13 protein-coding genes are annotated in these 16,603 nt (G+C 38.8%); 6 read left to right on the forward strand and 7 right to left on the reverse strand.

The annotated features are described in order from the left end of the window. Positions 1 to 99 precede the first annotated feature (99 nt). From D5R40_RS01325 to guaD, 6 genes are all read left to right on the forward strand, one after another. Positions 100 to 1,590: a cupin domain-containing protein gene (locus D5R40_RS01325; RefSeq protein ID WP_124154141.1), complete on the forward strand. Its 1,491-nt coding sequence runs from the start codon at positions 100 to 102 to the stop codon at positions 1,588 to 1,590. A gap of 219 nt (positions 1,591 to 1,809) precedes the next feature. After that, positions 1,810 to 2,928, forward strand: coding sequence for a cupin domain-containing protein (locus D5R40_RS01330; protein ID WP_124154142.1), 1,119 nt, complete (start codon positions 1,810 to 1,812; stop codon positions 2,926 to 2,928). Between the two features lie 112 nt (positions 2,929 to 3,040). Then, positions 3,041 to 4,129 (forward strand): SGNH/GDSL hydrolase family protein, encoded by a 1,089-nt coding sequence (locus D5R40_RS01335; protein WP_153183450.1) that lies wholly within the window; start codon positions 3,041 to 3,043, stop codon positions 4,127 to 4,129. 155 nt (positions 4,130 to 4,284) lie between these two features. Then, entirely contained in the window at positions 4,285 to 4,905 is a 621-nt protein-coding gene (locus D5R40_RS01340; RefSeq protein ID WP_124146328.1) for a glutathione S-transferase family protein, read from the forward strand. 504 nt (positions 4,906 to 5,409) lie between these two features. Beyond that, positions 5,410 to 6,435 (forward strand): sulfite exporter TauE/SafE family protein, encoded by a 1,026-nt coding sequence (locus D5R40_RS01345; protein ID WP_240041527.1) that lies wholly within the window; start codon positions 5,410 to 5,412, stop codon positions 6,433 to 6,435. 244 nt (positions 6,436 to 6,679) lie between these two features. Further along, positions 6,680 to 8,023 (forward strand): guanine deaminase, encoded by a 1,344-nt coding sequence (gene guaD, locus D5R40_RS01350; protein WP_192901261.1) that lies wholly within the window; start codon positions 6,680 to 6,682, stop codon positions 8,021 to 8,023. Between the two features lie 632 nt (positions 8,024 to 8,655). Here guaD and D5R40_RS34345 read toward each other — a convergent pair. From D5R40_RS34345 to D5R40_RS01380, 7 genes are all read right to left on the reverse strand, one after another. Then, positions 8,656 to 8,799, reverse strand: a complete 144-nt coding sequence (locus D5R40_RS34345) for a hypothetical protein (RefSeq protein ID WP_161564899.1) — start codon at positions 8,797 to 8,799, stop codon at positions 8,656 to 8,658. A 52-nt stretch (positions 8,800 to 8,851) separates the two neighbouring features. Further along, on the reverse strand, positions 8,852 to 9,601 hold the full coding sequence (locus D5R40_RS01355; RefSeq protein ID WP_192901170.1) for a DUF364 domain-containing protein: 750 nt from the start codon (positions 9,599 to 9,601) through the stop codon (positions 8,852 to 8,854). A gap of 127 nt (positions 9,602 to 9,728) precedes the next feature. Beyond that, a complete protein-coding gene (locus D5R40_RS01360) occupies positions 9,729 to 10,385 on the reverse strand; it encodes an endonuclease/exonuclease/phosphatase family protein (RefSeq protein ID WP_161564640.1) in 657 nt (218 codons plus the stop codon). 512 nt (positions 10,386 to 10,897) lie between these two features. Next, on the reverse strand, positions 10,898 to 11,746 hold the full coding sequence (locus D5R40_RS01365; RefSeq protein ID WP_205127585.1) for an FkbM family methyltransferase: 849 nt from the start codon (positions 11,744 to 11,746) through the stop codon (positions 10,898 to 10,900). A gap of 553 nt (positions 11,747 to 12,299) precedes the next feature. After that, positions 12,300 to 13,340 (reverse strand): Gfo/Idh/MocA family protein, encoded by a 1,041-nt coding sequence (locus D5R40_RS01370; RefSeq protein WP_205127586.1) that lies wholly within the window; start codon positions 13,338 to 13,340, stop codon positions 12,300 to 12,302. 1,053 nt (positions 13,341 to 14,393) lie between these two features. Beyond that, complete coding sequence (locus D5R40_RS01375; RefSeq protein WP_124154144.1) at positions 14,394 to 15,146, reverse strand: glycosyltransferase family 2 protein; 753 nt, start codon at positions 15,144 to 15,146, stop codon at positions 14,394 to 14,396. A 242-nt stretch (positions 15,147 to 15,388) separates the two neighbouring features. Beyond that, entirely contained in the window at positions 15,389 to 16,351 is a 963-nt protein-coding gene (locus D5R40_RS01380; protein WP_124143258.1) for an IS5 family transposase, read from the reverse strand. Positions 16,352 to 16,603: the final 252 nt, after the last annotated feature.

The following is a 16,603-nucleotide window of genomic DNA, read 5'->3' on the forward strand; positions in this document are numbered from 1 at the left end:
TTCTCAAATTTTAGGGGAAAGTAATTTATATGCTGGTTGCTTTCCTCCCAACACTAAAACACACTTTATAGTGTGGGTCTCCAGCAACTATTTTTATTAATGAATACAAAAACTAAGTCTACCGCATTTTACGTCGCTAGCTCATTTCTATTAGCTTTAGGAATCAGTTTCCCCGCACAAGCTCACGTTGGTTTACATTTCCATGAGCATGGACAACAGGATTCCTCAAATGTTTCTTCTTTTACCATTCCGACCAATGCTACTGAAGCTTCAAATACTCTTGAAATCACAGCAAATGGTGACACTCCAGTTGTATTACCTGATGTAGACCGTCCGGGCTTTTGGCTATTCAGTGACAACGCAGAGTTTGTTGAAATTGGTGACAATACTGATGGTCAGTTAGCACTTTTTGATTTCATTACCTTACCGGGTGGACCACTACCTCACTATCACACCCTTGAAGATGAGTTTGTCTACGTTCTTGAGGGAGAAATAACCTATCAACTTGAAGACCAACTCTTTACTGCGACACCTGGAACCTTCATTTCTAAACCGAAAGATGTTCTCCATGCTTTTGTTAATGCGGGTGAAGAACCTGCCCGTCACATAGAGTTTGTAATCCCGGCTGGAATTGATGGCCTATTTGAACTTTTGGGTCAACCGGGAACCTCTGATAATCCACCTTTTCCTCAACTTCCAACACCTGAATTATTAGAGGGTGGCTTCCAACTGTTGAGGGATTTTGGGGTAGTGGCACCTGACTCATTACTCATTACTCCCCCTCAATTTGGAATTACGCAAGAGGGTGATCCTGAACTTGTTGTAATTCGTCCGGGTGAAGCTGATGGAGAAGCGAGTGCGACACTGATTGTTAGTAATCCTGAAGATGACTCAACTGTTGCTGAAATTCCTGTTACCTTTGGGGATGGAGAACGAATTCAAAACTTAGAGATTACTGGTATTGAAGGTGCAGAAAATCAGAACTTTGAACTGACCTTAGTTGATCCGATTGATACCAGTATTGCACTCCTACAAAATAAAGCCCTTTTCACCTTGGGTGAGGATAATACTTACACCTTAATTGATGGGTATTCTCCGGATGATTTTCCTCTGTTACTCCCTGATCCGAATCCGAATTCTTTTTGGTTAGGTGGAAGTAATTATACACAGGTTGCTAACCTGAATCAAACGGAAGGACTGCTCTCATTATTTGATGTCTTTATTCCCGAACAAAACTCAGGGATTGAAGAATTATTAACAGCTCCAACCGATTTAGCACTCTACACGTTGGATGGAGAGCTAACTATTAATGTTGCCGATCAATCCTTTAGTGCCGATCCGGATACCTTTATTTACTTGCCAGAAGGAAGCAAGTACAGTTTTAGTAACTTTGAAACATTTTCCGCTCGCACTCTACTATTTACGACTGATAATCCCTCTAAATTAGAAGATTTTGTTATGACATTTGGTACTCCAGATGATCAAGACAATGTAAATATTCCTGAGCCTTCTTTGATTTCTGGTTTACTACTCATGGCTTGCAGTGCAGGCGCTCTGTTGAATAAAAATCGTAAATCAGTAAATCATTAGACATCTCCAGAAAAGAGGGAACTTAGATAGCCCAATTCAATTGTCATTGTTTGATACTTCTGAGTTGACTACTAGATGTAAAAAGTTTAATGGTGCACTTCGGGCGATCAATTAAGTTTGTTCTCAAATTTTAGGGGAAAGTAATTTATATGCTGGTTGCTTTCCTCCCAACACTAAAACACACTTTATAGTGTGGGTCTCCAGCAACTATTTTTATTAATGAATACAAAAACTAAGTCTACCGCATTTTACGTCGCTAGCTCATTTCTATTAGCTTTAGGAATCAGTTTCCCCGCACAAGCTCACGTTGGTTTACATTTCCATGAGCATGAACAACAGGATTCCTCAACAGAAACATCTAGCTCGACAGAAACATCTAGCCCGATTGATATCTATGATTTTTTGAATGGCCCCATTCCCACGGCTATCACTGATTATGTAGCCGGGTTAGATGATATCTCAGCGACATCTTTATTCTACCAAGATTTAGAAACTGCATGGGTTGCAGGTGGACGAATTTCCTTTGTTGAAACAGGCGAGACCACTAATGAACAATACACCCTATTAGATGTGGTTGTTGTCCCTGGTGGTGGTACTCCATTACACTTCCATGAAAATGAAGCTGAGTGGTTTTTCATGCTGGATGGTACTTTAGAGTTTCAATTAGAAGACCAAACAGCACTGACACCACCTGAAACGCTTATTTTTGGCCCCGAAAATGGCAAGCACGCCTTCCGAAATCAGACATCAGATTTGGCGAGGCTACTCATTTATTATGAACCTACAGGAGTTGAAGACTTTTTCCGGGAAGTCGGTCAGCCCGTAACAGATCCATTTAATCAACCTCCTGTAAATCCTGAAGAACTTTTGGAAGCCGCCCCAGCAAACGGGCTTATATTTCCTAGCTCACTAGAGTTTGCCGGTAATCAATTCTTCACTGAGGAAGGGTCTTCTGTCGCAACAGTAGATGTAATCCGCACTGGTGCTGTTGAGGATATTGTTGGTGGTAGCATTTTTCTAGGTACTGGAACTGAAATCCCAATTGAGTTTGGTATTGGCGAGAGTTTTCAAAGGGTAAATATTCCCCTACCTAATGACATTAACACCATTGACTTATTCTTAAAAAATCCTACGGGTGGAGCTTCTATTGGTCTGCTAGCAGACCAGGCTATTATTAGGACAAGATCAATCCCTGAGTCTTCTTTCCCTGTTGGTTTGTTAGCTTTTGGTACAATCGGTGCAGGTTTAATGCTCAAAAATCGCAAGTCAAATCAATGGAATGTAGAACGTAGTTTCATGTTTAATTCATCTAAAACAAAGTCTTCTAAAACTTTATAAACAGAAGTTTAGCGTCAGACTTTTTTAATCTCAGAAAATAAAAACTGGAGTGGAAAAAATCCTGCTCCAGGACTTAAATTGATAACTCAACTAGGACAAGGAGAAATTTTTGATGAGCATCACTATCGATCAAATCTTTGATGAAGATTTTTATCTTTCTCAATATCCAGAAGTGGCTGATGCGATCGCAAATGGTACTGCCAACAGTCCCCTCGATCATTACCTAACAGTTGGTCAATATCAGGGTGATCTTCCCGGCAAACTTTTTAGCGATGTTTATGTCTTTGGAGATAGTTTTTCTGATGATGGGAATTTGTTTGAACTGACTAACGGTATTTTTCCAGAATTTCCAAATTTTGAAGGACGTTTTACCAATGGGATAATTTGGATTGAAACTTTAATCCCTGAGTTGGGTTTAGAGATAAATCCTGAAAATAATGTCGCCTATGGAGGTGCAACGACAGGAACCGATAATGTTCTCAATCCGAGAACAGATGTTTTACCCGATAACCTACTGCCTTTACCCGGAATCCAAACACAAATTGATGATTTTGTCGCCGAAAATCCTGTTGCCGATCCCGATGCACTTTATATGGTTTGGGGAGGCGGTAATGATTATGTGGGTTTAAGTCTAACGGAAGTTGATACACCCATTACCAACTTATTAACAACAATTGATAAATTAGCCGATGCAGGGGCAAAAAATATTATGATACCTAATCTTTTTGATTTAGGTGCAATTCCCCTTGCTGTTAATGGTTCTCCTGAAGTTCAGCAAAGACTGGCACAAGTTACTCAAGATCATAATGCAGCGTTGCAAACAGCTTTAGAAGAAGTTGAACAAAATTCAGATATCAATATTATTCAGGTTGATATGTATTCAGCCCTGAATCAAGCTATAGAAAATCCAGCTAACTTTGGGTTTTCTAATGTCACAGAGGCTTTTTTAGATACGAATGCAACCAATCCTGATGAATTTGTATTCTGGAATCCGATTCATCCTACTGTCCGTTCTCATAATTTATTTGCAAATCAGGCTCAGAAATCTCTTTCTGAGGTTTCTGAAGTGCTGAGTATTGTCGAAGCAACTCAAGAATATCCCCGTCAATCTGTACCTGAACCTTCAATTTTTAATTCCGGATTGGTGATTGTATTGGCATTATTATTTTTGAGTAATAACTTATCAAAAAAAACAAGATAAATTATCCGGAATACTGACATTTTGCCCCCCTAGACCCCCAAATTTGGGGGGAATAAGAGTCAACTTGCTTCTAAAAGTCCCCCTAAATTGGGGGATTTAGGGGGCTTTCACATCAAGTTAACTGAAAATTTCACTGCTCAACCTAGGAGTCTTCAATGATTGAACTGTACACACACAATACCCCAAACGGTCACAAAATTTCTATTTGTTTGGAAGAACTTGAACTCCCTTACACTGTAAAGCATATAAATGTTTATGAGGGAGAACAATTCAAAGAAGAATTTGTTGCACTCAATCCTAATGCTAAAGTTCCAGTAATTGTAGATCAAGAAACTGGACAAACGGTATTTGAATCCTGTGCAATTTTACTCTATCTTGCAGATAAAACTGGACGGTTAGTATCACAATCAACTCAAGGTCGTTGGGAAGCAATTCAATGGTTGTTTTTCCAAGCGGCTTCTATTGGACCAATGTTCGGACAACGAGCGCACTTTGCCTTGTTTGCTCCTGAAAAAATCCCTTACGCAATTGAACGCTATACCAAAGAAACTGAAAGGCTGTATGGTGTCCTTGAACAACGTTTGAAGCAGCAAAAATATCTCTGCGGTGATGAATACTCTATTGTAGATATTGCCCATTGGGGTTGGGTTTATACTGCTAAACGTATGGGATTTGGCTTCGATCAGTTTTCCTGCTTAATCGCATGGCACGATCAAATTGCAGAACGTCCTGCGGTTCAGAAAGGAATTCAAGTTCCTGGACCTCTTCCTTTCTAAGTTCATCACAATAGATAGAGATGTCTGGTGCTATTTCAACAGAAATATTATGCATTATGTAATTTTATGATTCCAGACATCTCTGGAGATGTCTATTGAAAAACACTATTCATCAAATATCAACAACCCATCACTTTTTGAGGATAAACTGATTTGCAAAATTTTTACAACTGATAAAACTCAACTCACGAGTTGTTTTTTTTGACTGTTTTTTAAATCAGTAATAAAATATGAGGATTTTTAATCCCTGTTATATCATGTTCGGATGATTAGTTATAAAAACTTCTTCACTTCAAACTTTGCTCTCTTCCTTCTGCCTTCTGCCTTCTGCCCTCTGCCTTTCCTCTGCCAAAGTATAAGTATTTAACCTAGGATGATATTATATCAATTTGTTTACTAATAATCAACTTAAGGGATATTAATTATATTTGATCAAAGCCGCAATCAAAAAGCTGATAAAATTAGCTTTTTTATAAAAAAATAATCTTCAATAGTTTAAAGTTTATGTATTCATTATTTCAGTTGATTTTATCCCAACGTTCCATTCGTTATAGTCTATTGTGTGTACTCACAGTTTGGACAAGCTGGCTGATTATTCTTGAACCTAGTCGAGCTATTTATAACCTGATTGAACATTGGGAATTTGCCTTCACAATGGTCTTTGGTTCCATGGTTGCAGGAGCGACAAGTATGGGAGGAGGCGCAGTTGCTTTTCCAGCTTTAACAAAGTGGCTTCACGTCTCTCCCCCTGATGCAAAACTCTTTTCTTTAGCCATTCAAAGTATTGGCATGAGTGCCGCATCTTTTACGATTGTGGCTATGAAAACTCAAGTAGAATGGAAGTTAATTCGTTGGGTGAGTTTAGGGGGAATTCCAGGTATTTTTATGGGAACAGCTTTTCTGGCTCCTTTACTTCCTCCCGAAGTCATAAAAATTTCATTTACAATGATGATTGGCAGTTTTGCCCTCATTTTAATTCACTTAAATTTAACTAAGAATGAACGGAAATTTACTATTGAACACTGGGGTAAACGAGAAAAAATTTTATCTCTAGTCGTCGGATTAATGGGTGGTATGATTAGCGGTTTAGTCGGAAGTGGAATGGATGTTTTTGCCTACTCTGTAATGGTGTTACTATTTGGTTTGTGTGAGAAAGTTAGCACTCCTACTTCAGTGATTTTGATGGCAATTAATGCCGTCACAGGCTTTTTAATTCATAACTTTATCCTGGGGGATTTTGTTACTCCCGTCAGTAATTATTGGTTAGCGGCGGTTCCGGTTGTGGTAGTTGGTGCGCCAACAGGAGCAATTCTTTGTAGTCTGATGGAACGTCAAATGGTGGTTTGGATTTTGATTAGTTTAATTGGAATTGAATTGTTGACTTCTTTATTGTTGATTCCGCTCACAACATCCGTAGTTTCGGCTGGATTGTTTGCCCTGATTTTATTTACTTCATTTTATTATCTCATGTATCGCACAAAACTAAGATGCTCTTCTCAAGGGGTGACAAGCATTTCAAAACTATTGTGAGATAAAGGATCAACCCACATTCCGCACCACAAAATGTAGTATAGGAGAAGGAGTCAGGAGACAGGAGACAGAATTTTAGAAGAAAATCATAGCTGCCGTGAAGGCTAAAACCTTTATCTGTAAAAACTTTGAGATTTAATCAGCAAGCTCTAACTAAACCCTTTTTCCTTCTTCCTTGCAAACTTAACTCAAGCTTATCAACCCATTTTCTTCATATATACTCTTACCAAAATATCAGATAAAAATGAATCAAAATATTAACATCTCAGCCATCAGGGGTTCATTCCTAGATTTTGTTGCAGATCCGTTTTACTATCCAGAATTAGAAACCGTTCGTTATATTCATGATGGTTTAATGATTATCTCCAGAGGCATAATTCAAGAACTAGGAAACTACGACAAATTAAAGCCTAAATATCCTGAAATTCCTATTATTTCTTATCCAGGAATGCTAATTTTACCAGGATTTATCGATATTCATATCCATTATCCCCAAACAGAAATAATTGCCTCCTCTAGTAAACAACTTTTGGAATGGTTAGATAAATACACTTTCCCAGCAGAAGGAAAATTTAAAGATCAAACCTACGCTCAACAAATAGCATCCTTTTTTCTAGATCAACTACTAAAAAATGCCACGACAAGTGCTTTAGTTTTAACCACAGTTTATCCTCAGTCAGTTGATGCCTTATTTGAAGTAGCAGAACTACGAAATATGCGGATAATTGCTGGTAAAATGCTCATGGATCGGAATGCTCCAGATTATTTGTTGGATACTCCAGAAACTAGCTACGAAGATAGCAAAAATTTGATTAAAAAATGGCATGGTAAAGGCAGACTTCTATACGCCATTACTCCGAGATTTGCCATTACTTCTACCCCAGAACAACTACATCTAGCTGGAGTTCTCAAACAAGAATTTCCAGATGTGTATGTACATACACATTTATCTGAACAAAAATCTGAAACTGAGAAAGTTGCCCAGCTTTTTCCTAATAGTAAAGACTACTTAGATGTTTATGAAAAGTTTGGTTTAGTTAGTAATAAATCAATTTTTGCCCACGGTATTTATCTCAGTGATTCTGAATTTAATCGACTCTCACAAGCAGGTTCAACTATTGCATTTTGTCCGACTTCAAATCTATTTTTAGGCAGTGGTTTATTCCAACTACACACAGCAAAATCTCAACAAACTCCAGTGAAAGTTGGTTTAGGTACAGATGTGGGAGGTGGCACTAGCTTTTCAATATTTCAAACTATGAACGACGCTTATAAAGTATCTCAATTACAGGGACAAAATTTATCTTCTTTAAAAGCTTTTTATCTGGCTACTTTAGGAGGAGCAAAGTCTCTATCCCTGGAAGATAAAATTGGCAATTTTGATGTAGGGAAAGAAGCAGATTTAGTTGTGCTAGATACCAGAGTAACTCCGTTGTTAAAGTTGCGGAATTCTCGAAATAATTCCGATTTATTAACTGACATTATTGATGAATTATTTACCCTGATTATTTTGGGAGATGAACGAGTAGTTAAAGCTACTTATTTAGCAGGAAATTTAGTTTATGAACCTAATATTATGTCCATTTAATTAGGGGTTGCTGATGAACTATAAAAGCATTGGCATATAAAGGTTTCAGCCTTCTTATATCATGTCCGGTTAAACAGTGATAAATAAATAACTACGGAGGAGTCAGGAGTCAGGAGTCAGGAGTCAGGAGAAAAGAGGTAATAAAGAAGAACAACAGGAGAAGAAGGAGAAAGTTTTTTTATAACTAATTATCCGGACATGATATTAGGTTGAAAAAAAGTGCCAGCTTTTCGGTCAAGAAACCTCATGCATATTAGCATTTTGTGCAGACAAGGTCAGAAAAATTAAGGGATAATTCTTCCAACTACATCCTCTGTAATTCTCATTTGTCCTGACTCTTGACTCCTGATTCCTGACTCCTACCCTCACCCATAAGACTTTTTCAGCAAACCCTAATTAGTTATAATAAAGCTCTTATAGTGTTTTTATTTGAACTGGGTAGTTCTACTCGCGTAATGGTGAAGATATATATTTTTGGTGTTGGTGAAGCGCGTGTATGATATTAATCGCGCATTACTTAGGAGTCAGGAGGGAAGAAAGAAGAAGTAAAGAGGAACAGAAGGAGAATGTTTTTTGTTTGCTGGCGCACAAAGCACGTTAACGCAGAGCGCGGAACGGAGTTCTATCCCTAATTATCTGGACATGATATCATACCTCAAATCACCAACGCCATATTTTTTAATTTCTTCCCACACTCCCCATCTCCCCACACTCCCCACGCTCTCTCTACCATTACTATGCACCACTACCTTGAACTGTTCCCTCTCTTGATCCACCTTCCCTTGCGTCTGCTACCGACGGGGGGTCGCACCGCTGTTGCCTCCTATACTACAACTTCAATACATGATATTGCACGCCTGTTTCAAAAATTCTTACCCCACCCCCTTCCGCAACAGTTTGTCTTAAAACTTCAGCATTACTAACAGTAACTCCTGCCAAATAATCAATCCCAAATTCCTTTAACTCTGCTAACCAAGGCATAGTCGGACCCATCAAAACTAACTGAGAATTTTTTGCCAACTCCACTAACCGAGGAAAGGTCTTATTAGCAATAGAAGTCGCTGTCAAAAACACCCATTCCGCCTCCGGTAATAAATATTCTGATGCAGTGTCGGGAAGATCATCTGCTCCCGGTTGCCGTTCGATGACAGTTATTTCCATCTCATTCTCATAACGAGACAACCGAGGATACCTACCAATAATAACAACTTTTTTTCCCCGAATCATTGGTAGAAAATATTCAAATACTGCCAAATTTCCTGGTCCGTATGGAGATAAGGGTTCCGCTTGAGTCGGAAGTCGAGATTGCCCATTTATCTCAGCATTAATAGCTGCCATTCCCACAGTTGCCTCAAAGCTATTCCAAGAGCGTAACCAGGATGCCAACTCTTTCACAGGTTTATTTACCAGAGTTCCTGACCAAGGTAATGTGCGTGTAACTGTACCTGGACTCATACATAAACCAATGCCTTCTGTTTCGCACAAAGTCCAGGTTAAACCAATTAATATTTCTTTGATTGGAGTACTTGTGTTGCCGTAATCTAATAATAAGTCGTATATTTCTTTTGGATGCACCATAGTTTAAAAGTCAAAATTCAAAAGTCAAAATTCAAAAGTTAGATTTGAGTCAAAATTGCCAAATTTTAGGGATTATTTTAATATAATGCCACGATTTGTACTTGAACAAAATACAGGACTACCAAATTTATATTCTGTTACCAGTAATGATTAAATCTGTGATTAAAGGTAAATGATCTGAACCTATATTTTTACCACTTTTTATTTTGACAACCCTAATATTTTGACTTACCAAACAATGGTCTATTGGAATAGATAATAACGGGATGAAGCTTGGCCAAGTGGGAATCATACCAAAGCCTGTTCGTGCATTATACAGTCCAGAATTACGAATCAACTCTTTGTAATATGGAGACCACATCGTTATATTCAAATCCCCAATGACTACAATTGAGCTTTTCTGACTTGCTACATAACTGGCAATTTCTGATAGTTGTTTATTCCTCAAATTAAACTTATATTTTCCAATACTCCAAGTAGGATGGGTTGCTAATATTGAGAGAGTTTTTCCCTGAATCTCAACTTGGGTACTTACGGTTTTTCTTCCTCCTCCTAAATCTTGTATCGATGTATTTTTTAGAGGTATCTTACTATAAACTGCTATTCCCAAATTTATATTTTTACCGAAAGCAATTTGTGGATCTTGATGAATCACCCAATAAGAATAATCTTGTTGTAAAAGTTCTAATTTTTCTGCCCAAGCATCAGTCACTTCTATAAATATGGCTACATCGGGATTTTCTTCTTTGACTTCAGAGATTAATCGCTCATACTGTTGGTTCATATAGAAGACATTCGCTTCCAAAAATCTGATTTTTTGAACGCTCCCATCTTTGATTATATTTCGGGAAATATAAAACGGGATTACTTCTAACAAATTAATCGTCAGGCAGAATAAACTAATCAGCAACCAGAGATAATTGCCAACCCATAAAAAAAACGAGATCCCCAACAAGCTAAGAAATGTATATTGGATTTTAAAATGGCAGGTTAGTTCGAGCAGAAAATGAAACTTCCCTAAATAACTTGCCAGAGAACATAGAGTCACTAAAACGATGGTAATGACAAAAATCAAGTATAGTAGTTTTTCTATCCCCAAAATATCCATTAGATTTCCTGTTATATTATGTCCGGTTGAATAGTTATAAATAAGTAGGGAGGAGTCAGTCCTCAGGAGTCAGAAGTCAGGAGGGAAGAGGAGAAAGTTTTAAGGTCTTAGGAGAAGCAAGTTTTTTGATCGCTAATTATCCGGACATGATATTAATAAAGATATCCAAAATTAGATTTGGAATGGTTTTATTGAGGAAGTGCGAGAACATTTATACTTCCACCAGGAGGACATAATTTTTCGATCGCCTCCTTTGTCATCATAATTGGATATTTAGCAGTTAAATGTACTAATCGATATTGAGCATCTTTTAACTCAGCAAGCAATTTCTCTAACTGTTTTTCCTCTTCCTCATTCTGACGAGCCATCTCAAGAATTATCTTGGGGGAATCTCGTAAAAGCAGTTTCCTTGCACCTTTAAGAACAGCTAGTTCATAGCCATCCACATCTAATTTAATCAGATCGACTTTATTGTGGGGATTCTTCTCGAAATATCCATCAAGTGATATCCCTTGACCCCCATCAGTAGTCATTAATCTTCCTTTGTGTTGTGGGTGCGTCAGTTTGTCCTCGCTCGCCGACAGATTCCAGCTCGAATACACAAAAGATGGCAGTTCTTTTTCCTCCTCTAGTAACATCATCTGCTCAGTCTTAACCCGATTAAGCAAATGAGGGTTTAAAGATAAGTTATTCTGTAACTTACCATAGGCCCATGAGGTTGGTTCAAAAGCAATAACACATCCATCAACTCCCACATATTGAGCTAAGGGAAGGGTTAGTGCGCCGATGTTAGCACCGATATCCACAACAACATCTCCAGGCTTAACAATACGCTTTAGTTCCTTGATTGTTTCTGGCTCGTAAACTCCTAAATAAATGGCAAGGTCTATACCCTCTTTTAAATCAAGAGACCAATGTAAACCTCGACGATATACTTTAGTAATTGATGAAAGCCCAAAGATTGCTCTAAACCCAACAATCAAATTACTAATAAATCGGGCAATTGTGATTTTTTTCTCAGTTGGAAGTTTCACCATGTCATTTCAGTTATCAGTTATCAATTATCAGTTATCAATTATCAGTACCTCTGGCTGTTTGCGCAGCATGACCTAGGAAACCCAGAGGCTTGAAATACGGAAACTTAATTTTTTCATCCCCTTAAAAGGGGAAGCTTTAGACTTTATTTTTTGGTAAAATTACCATTCGTTAATTAACATCATCCTAAAGAAATCTTAGCAAAAGTCTACCTGAAAGGGGAAAGCTTCAGATCCACTTTTTCGGTTAAGCCTTTCAATATTTTTCTCCAATGACACGTTATACCAATTCACTTTAAAGATGTGAAATTATTTCCTGAAGTAGCTGTAGTGTCAAAGTTCTGAGTCTATAAAATCTTACTTTTGACTGTCTTGAGTGCGTCTTACATTCTGAGGAAACCTCAGAATTACGCACTCGCTTTTGTACGGGCGTTAGCGGCAGCTTTGCGTCAGCAAATGGCCATTCGCCCCTACGAATTTTGACTTCCGTGAAACGGTATTTGAATCTATAAAATCTTACTTTTGACTTTTGACTTTTAACTTTTGACTTTTGACTTCAGTGAAGAGGAACCCCACCTCCCTCGCTGGACTGGTAGGCTGCTTCGACGCAGGACATGGTGACGAAGGCATCTTCCACCGAAGTAGGCAAGGGGCGAGATGGGTCTTCCAACTTGCGCATCAGACTGGACATGGAACCAATAAAAGCTTCTGGGAACCACGACCCGCGAATCTCGTAGCTTTGCCACTCCGCTTCCTGCTCCCCCCGCAACAGGCAAACTTCAAATTCATCGTTAGTTCCCTTGGGATAATCCATCAGCACGCCCAAGTGGATCTTGATCGCTCCTTGGGAGCCCTCGAATTTCAAATATGATTCCTGATGTTTCAGACCAAACTCATGACAGTGGTTGGTATTGATAGTCGCCCGGACAAATTCGCCATAGTCCAACATTAAGGTCGTGCGCACTGAGGACATTTTCATCATCTTAGGATGCTTTACTGTTTTTGCGTAAACCCCCTTGGGGTCTCCCAAGAATGAGCGGATCAGGTCGATATAATGGATGCTGTGGTAAAGAATTTCCACTCGCTGGCACTTTTCCAAGAAGTCCCATAAATGCCAGGGGGTGTAAACTGTGACTCGCATCTCAATGTCGTTAAGTTCGCCCAGGTTACCTTCTTCGATCAGATGGCGATCTGCTATCACAGGCGGTGCCGTGCGCAACTGAAAATTAACCGCCGCAGTGTACTCCCGTTCACGACAGATACTTAATAACTGACGTGCCTGAGCTAGATCCTCGCCCATGGGCTTTTGGATCAATATCCCAGCTCCTCGCGGAAACTTGGGCAGCAGTCCCGGTAAAGCCGAAGCTGGTACAGCAATATCAAAGACTGTGTTTGCTGGAGCATGAGCTACAGCTTGTTCAACACTAGCGTAAACATTAGGAATGGAGAATTTTTGAGCTAGCGAGACTGCTTTCTCCTGCTTAATATCGGTAATTCCTGCTACCTTAAAACCAGCGATCTGATATGCTGGTAGGTGAGCATCGGATACAATGCCACCAGCACCGATAATTACTATGGGTCGTGGCTGCTCAGGCATGGGAATTTGGTCATTTATCTGCATGAGTGACACCAAAATATTACTACTTAGGGTTTTCTGAATAAAATCTTTTGGTAAGGGTAGGAGTCAGGAGTCATATAGAATCCGGTTACATAATATATGTTCATAATTTTATCTAGACTTCAATATCCAATCTCCTCCTATATCCTATCTTCCCATCCCCCTCAAATATATAATTAAGTGTTTAACCTGATTTTATATGAGGGTTTGGAGACTAAATGAGGGGTCTGACCCTTAACTGCAACGTTATAGTTATTATGAGGGGTCTGACCCTTAACTGCAACGTTATAGTTATTATGAGGGGTCTGACCCTTAACTGCAACGTTATAGTTATTATGAGGGGTCTGACCCTTAACTGCAACGTTATAGTTATTGAAATTTTTGGATGATATAGAATCTGGTGATTTAACGAAGTCAGAAGTCAGAAGTTAACCCACCCCTAACCCCGACCGTGGAGGGGAAGTAGGGGATTTGAGCTTCGCTCCAAAAATATTCCGCCTTAAAAGGCGGGGGTTTTAGACCCATATTATTTTGATAATATGTGTTCATAATTCTCGATAAGACTTCAATATTCAATCTCCCCTACTGCCCAAACTATATATAAGTACTATTCAACCGGATTTGATATCAGGTAAGGGAGCCATCGGATTAGCGATGTACAGGAGAAATGGGAATTATAGAGGAAGTCGTCGGAAAAACTGTCCATAGATTTTTCTGCCATAATCAGCCCAAAATACTAGCTTTTTGCAGCTCTTTCCACTGAAAAGCTGGTACTTTCTCCAACCCAAAAAGGCTAAAGCCTTTATCTTTCAATACGCGCGAGAATTAATCAGCAAGCCCTACTTAAATAGGTATTAGTTTTTAGCATTTCCGTTCCGGAATACTTTCCTAGGTCATGCTACGCAAACGCAAACAGCTATCAGCTTTTAGAGAAAATCAAGTCTATAGATTTCTTAGTAAACCAGTATTATTAACTAGGCTATAGATAAATACTAAAAATTTCTGAAAAAATTGCATTATTGCATTAATTTCTCACCTCCTAACCTCTGAAGCAGTATATAAAATCATTTTTAAAAGTTGGAAACCGCCTTGGATATGTTTAATATTTGATTTCCCATAAGTTCTTGGTAAATATTCTACAGGAACATCCTGAATAGTTAAGCCAAATTTTTTGCTCCCAATGAGCAAATCAAAATCCCCAAAAGGATCGTATTTACCAAAGTTTTGCCAATTAGCAACTATCTGGAGATAGTTTTCTTTGGTAATAGCTTTAGTTCCACAAAGGGCATCCTTAATTTCAACTCCCAATACAATTGATAACAGTTTAGCAAAAAAGCGATTAGCAAGTTGATTCACCAATGGCATCGCTTTCAATGATACTGAATGGGTAAGTCGCGATCCATTCGCTAATTGGCAATCACCTGAAGCGATCGCCTCGAAAAATTTGGTTAATTCTTTTGGTTGAACAGTTAAGTCAGAATCTAGAATAATCAGAACATCACCTGTTGCCATGTTAAAACCCTGACGAACAGCATCGCCTTTTCCTTTACCATTCTGTTGACATATTTTGATATCCCATTGCTCCTCATATAAACTCTTAACTCTCTTAATTTCTTCCCAAGTATTGTCTGAGGAATTACCCTCAATAAATATAATTTCTGTATGTTTGCCTAGTTTTGGCATTTTAGTAATGCAATCTTCAATAGTACCAGCTTCGTTTCGGGTGGGTATAATTACACTTGCTGTTTTTTGATAACTTGGTGCTTTTTTTGTTAACTCTAACATATATTACCGAAAAATTAAGGTTTAAAGCCTCTCCTTTCAAGAAGAAAAAGCGGTCGTTTAGCTAGCGCACAACTACATTAACGGCTGTCGCCGACATGAATGCGGAGCATTCGGAAGTACGCCATATCCAATCGACCAAGAGAACAAAAAAATTCCTTTTAACCAATCCTCTTCTTTTTAAGAAGAGGGGCTTTGTTGCATGAAAGTAGCGATCGCCAAAAACTCCCTTAGTTGGAAGTTAACTAGATTTCTACTTTGTAGCTCTGGGGTTTACCATTTTGAATCATCACGTTGAGTATGGAACATTGTATGAATAACTCCACTGCCTGATTATCAAATTTTCGTCGTCGTAACTTGCATCCATTGAGGACTTTGAGCCTGAACATTGTAGTTTCTGACAACGAGCGTCGGTGGTAGCCACATTCACGTTTCCACTTCTTGCGTCCTACTTTTCTTATCCTTCTGAGGTTTTCATCTCTGGGATGAGGTGAGCATTTACAGTTGCCATGTTGACCTATTACTGCATTTTTCCTGGGTGGAATTGTTGCCTTTGCCCCTCGTTGCCTAGCTTTCTCGTAACACTTATACTTGTCATAGGCTCCATCTCCTGATACTTGGGCTATTTCCCCATCTACTCCATCTAACAGGTCAGAAAATACTTGGTCGTCACTGACATCATTGGTAGTCACTACCCCACTGATAATCTCCCCTGTGGCCTCCGAAACTCCTAGATGTAATTTACGCCATGTACGCCGTTTACTGACACCATGAACTCTTGTTTTCCATTCACCTTCGCCGTAAACTTTCACCCCTGTAGAGTCTACTACCATATGAATTGCTTCGTTCGTTGGTATAACTGGTAGTTTAACATTCAGTTTTGGCAAGCGACGGGATACAGTGCTATGGTCAGGTACTGGTAAATCTAAGTCCATCAATTGAAATATAGATTTGACAAAACCTTCGGTCTGTCGTCCGGCCAGACTATACAAGGATTGCATAGTCACCATCAATTCAATGGCCGTGTCACTATAATTATTAGATGCTCCCCTACGTCCAGTTTTTTTCTGATTAAGCCACTGCTCGATGGCCTCTGGAGTCAGCCAAAAAGTGAGACTCCCTCGCTGCTTTAAGGAGGCATCATACTCAGACCAGTTTTTGAGTCGATACAAGGACTTGGAGTTGGATTTAGACTTACTCTTACTCATATCTGCTGAGTGTAGTTTCGTGTACCATCTTGACTTCTTTATTTTTACCCTAAACATCATCTTTTGTGCAACAAAGCCAAGAAGAGGTATTAATTATTAATTATCATTTTCTTTGTGGGTTTAATACCCCACCGTCTACACGGTGTTCAAAATTACTTGGGGTTAGAATCCCCATGTAATTTTCCTCCTGTCTCCTGTCTCCTGTCTCCTGTCTCCTTCTTCAATAATTATTAATTATTGAACTATCTTTAT

The organism is Okeania hirsuta (genome assembly GCF_003838195.1).
Taxonomy (GTDB): Bacteria; Cyanobacteriota; Cyanobacteriia; order Cyanobacteriales; family Microcoleaceae; genus Okeania; species Okeania hirsuta.

What these genes read in the sequence shown, in the direction of transcription:
- D5R40_RS01340 (WP_124146328.1), top strand. Translation starts at nt 4,285, where the DNA reads ATGATTGAACTGTACACACACAATACCCCAAACGGTCACAAAATTTCT.
- guaD (WP_192901261.1), top strand. Translation starts at nt 6,680, where the DNA reads ATGAATCAAAATATTAACATCTCAGCCATCAGGGGTTCATTCCTAGAT.
- D5R40_RS01345 (WP_240041527.1), top strand. Translation starts at nt 5,410, where the DNA reads ATGTATTCATTATTTCAGTTGATTTTATCCCAACGTTCCATTCGTTAT.
- D5R40_RS01335 (WP_153183450.1), top strand. Translation starts at nt 3,041, where the DNA reads ATGAGCATCACTATCGATCAAATCTTTGATGAAGATTTTTATCTTTCT.
- D5R40_RS01365 (WP_205127585.1), bottom strand. Translation starts at nt 11,746, where the DNA reads ATGGTGAAACTTCCAACTGAGAAAAAAATCACAATTGCCCGATTTATT.
- D5R40_RS01325 (WP_124154141.1), top strand. Translation starts at nt 100, where the DNA reads ATGAATACAAAAACTAAGTCTACCGCATTTTACGTCGCTAGCTCATTT.
- D5R40_RS01360 (WP_161564640.1), bottom strand. Translation starts at nt 10,385, where the DNA reads ATGAACCAACAGTATGAGCGATTAATCTCTGAAGTCAAAGAAGAAAAT.
- D5R40_RS01330 (WP_124154142.1), top strand. Translation starts at nt 1,810, where the DNA reads ATGAATACAAAAACTAAGTCTACCGCATTTTACGTCGCTAGCTCATTT.
- D5R40_RS01355 (WP_192901170.1), bottom strand. Translation starts at nt 9,601, where the DNA reads ATGGTGCATCCAAAAGAAATATACGACTTATTATTAGATTACGGCAAC.
- D5R40_RS01375 (WP_124154144.1), bottom strand. Translation starts at nt 15,146, where the DNA reads ATGTTAGAGTTAACAAAAAAAGCACCAAGTTATCAAAAAACAGCAAGT.
- D5R40_RS01380 (WP_124143258.1), bottom strand. Translation starts at nt 16,351, where the DNA reads ATGAGTAAGAGTAAGTCTAAATCCAACTCCAAGTCCTTGTATCGACTC.
- D5R40_RS01370 (WP_205127586.1), bottom strand. Translation starts at nt 13,340, where the DNA reads ATGCCTGAGCAGCCACGACCCATAGTAATTATCGGTGCTGGTGGCATT.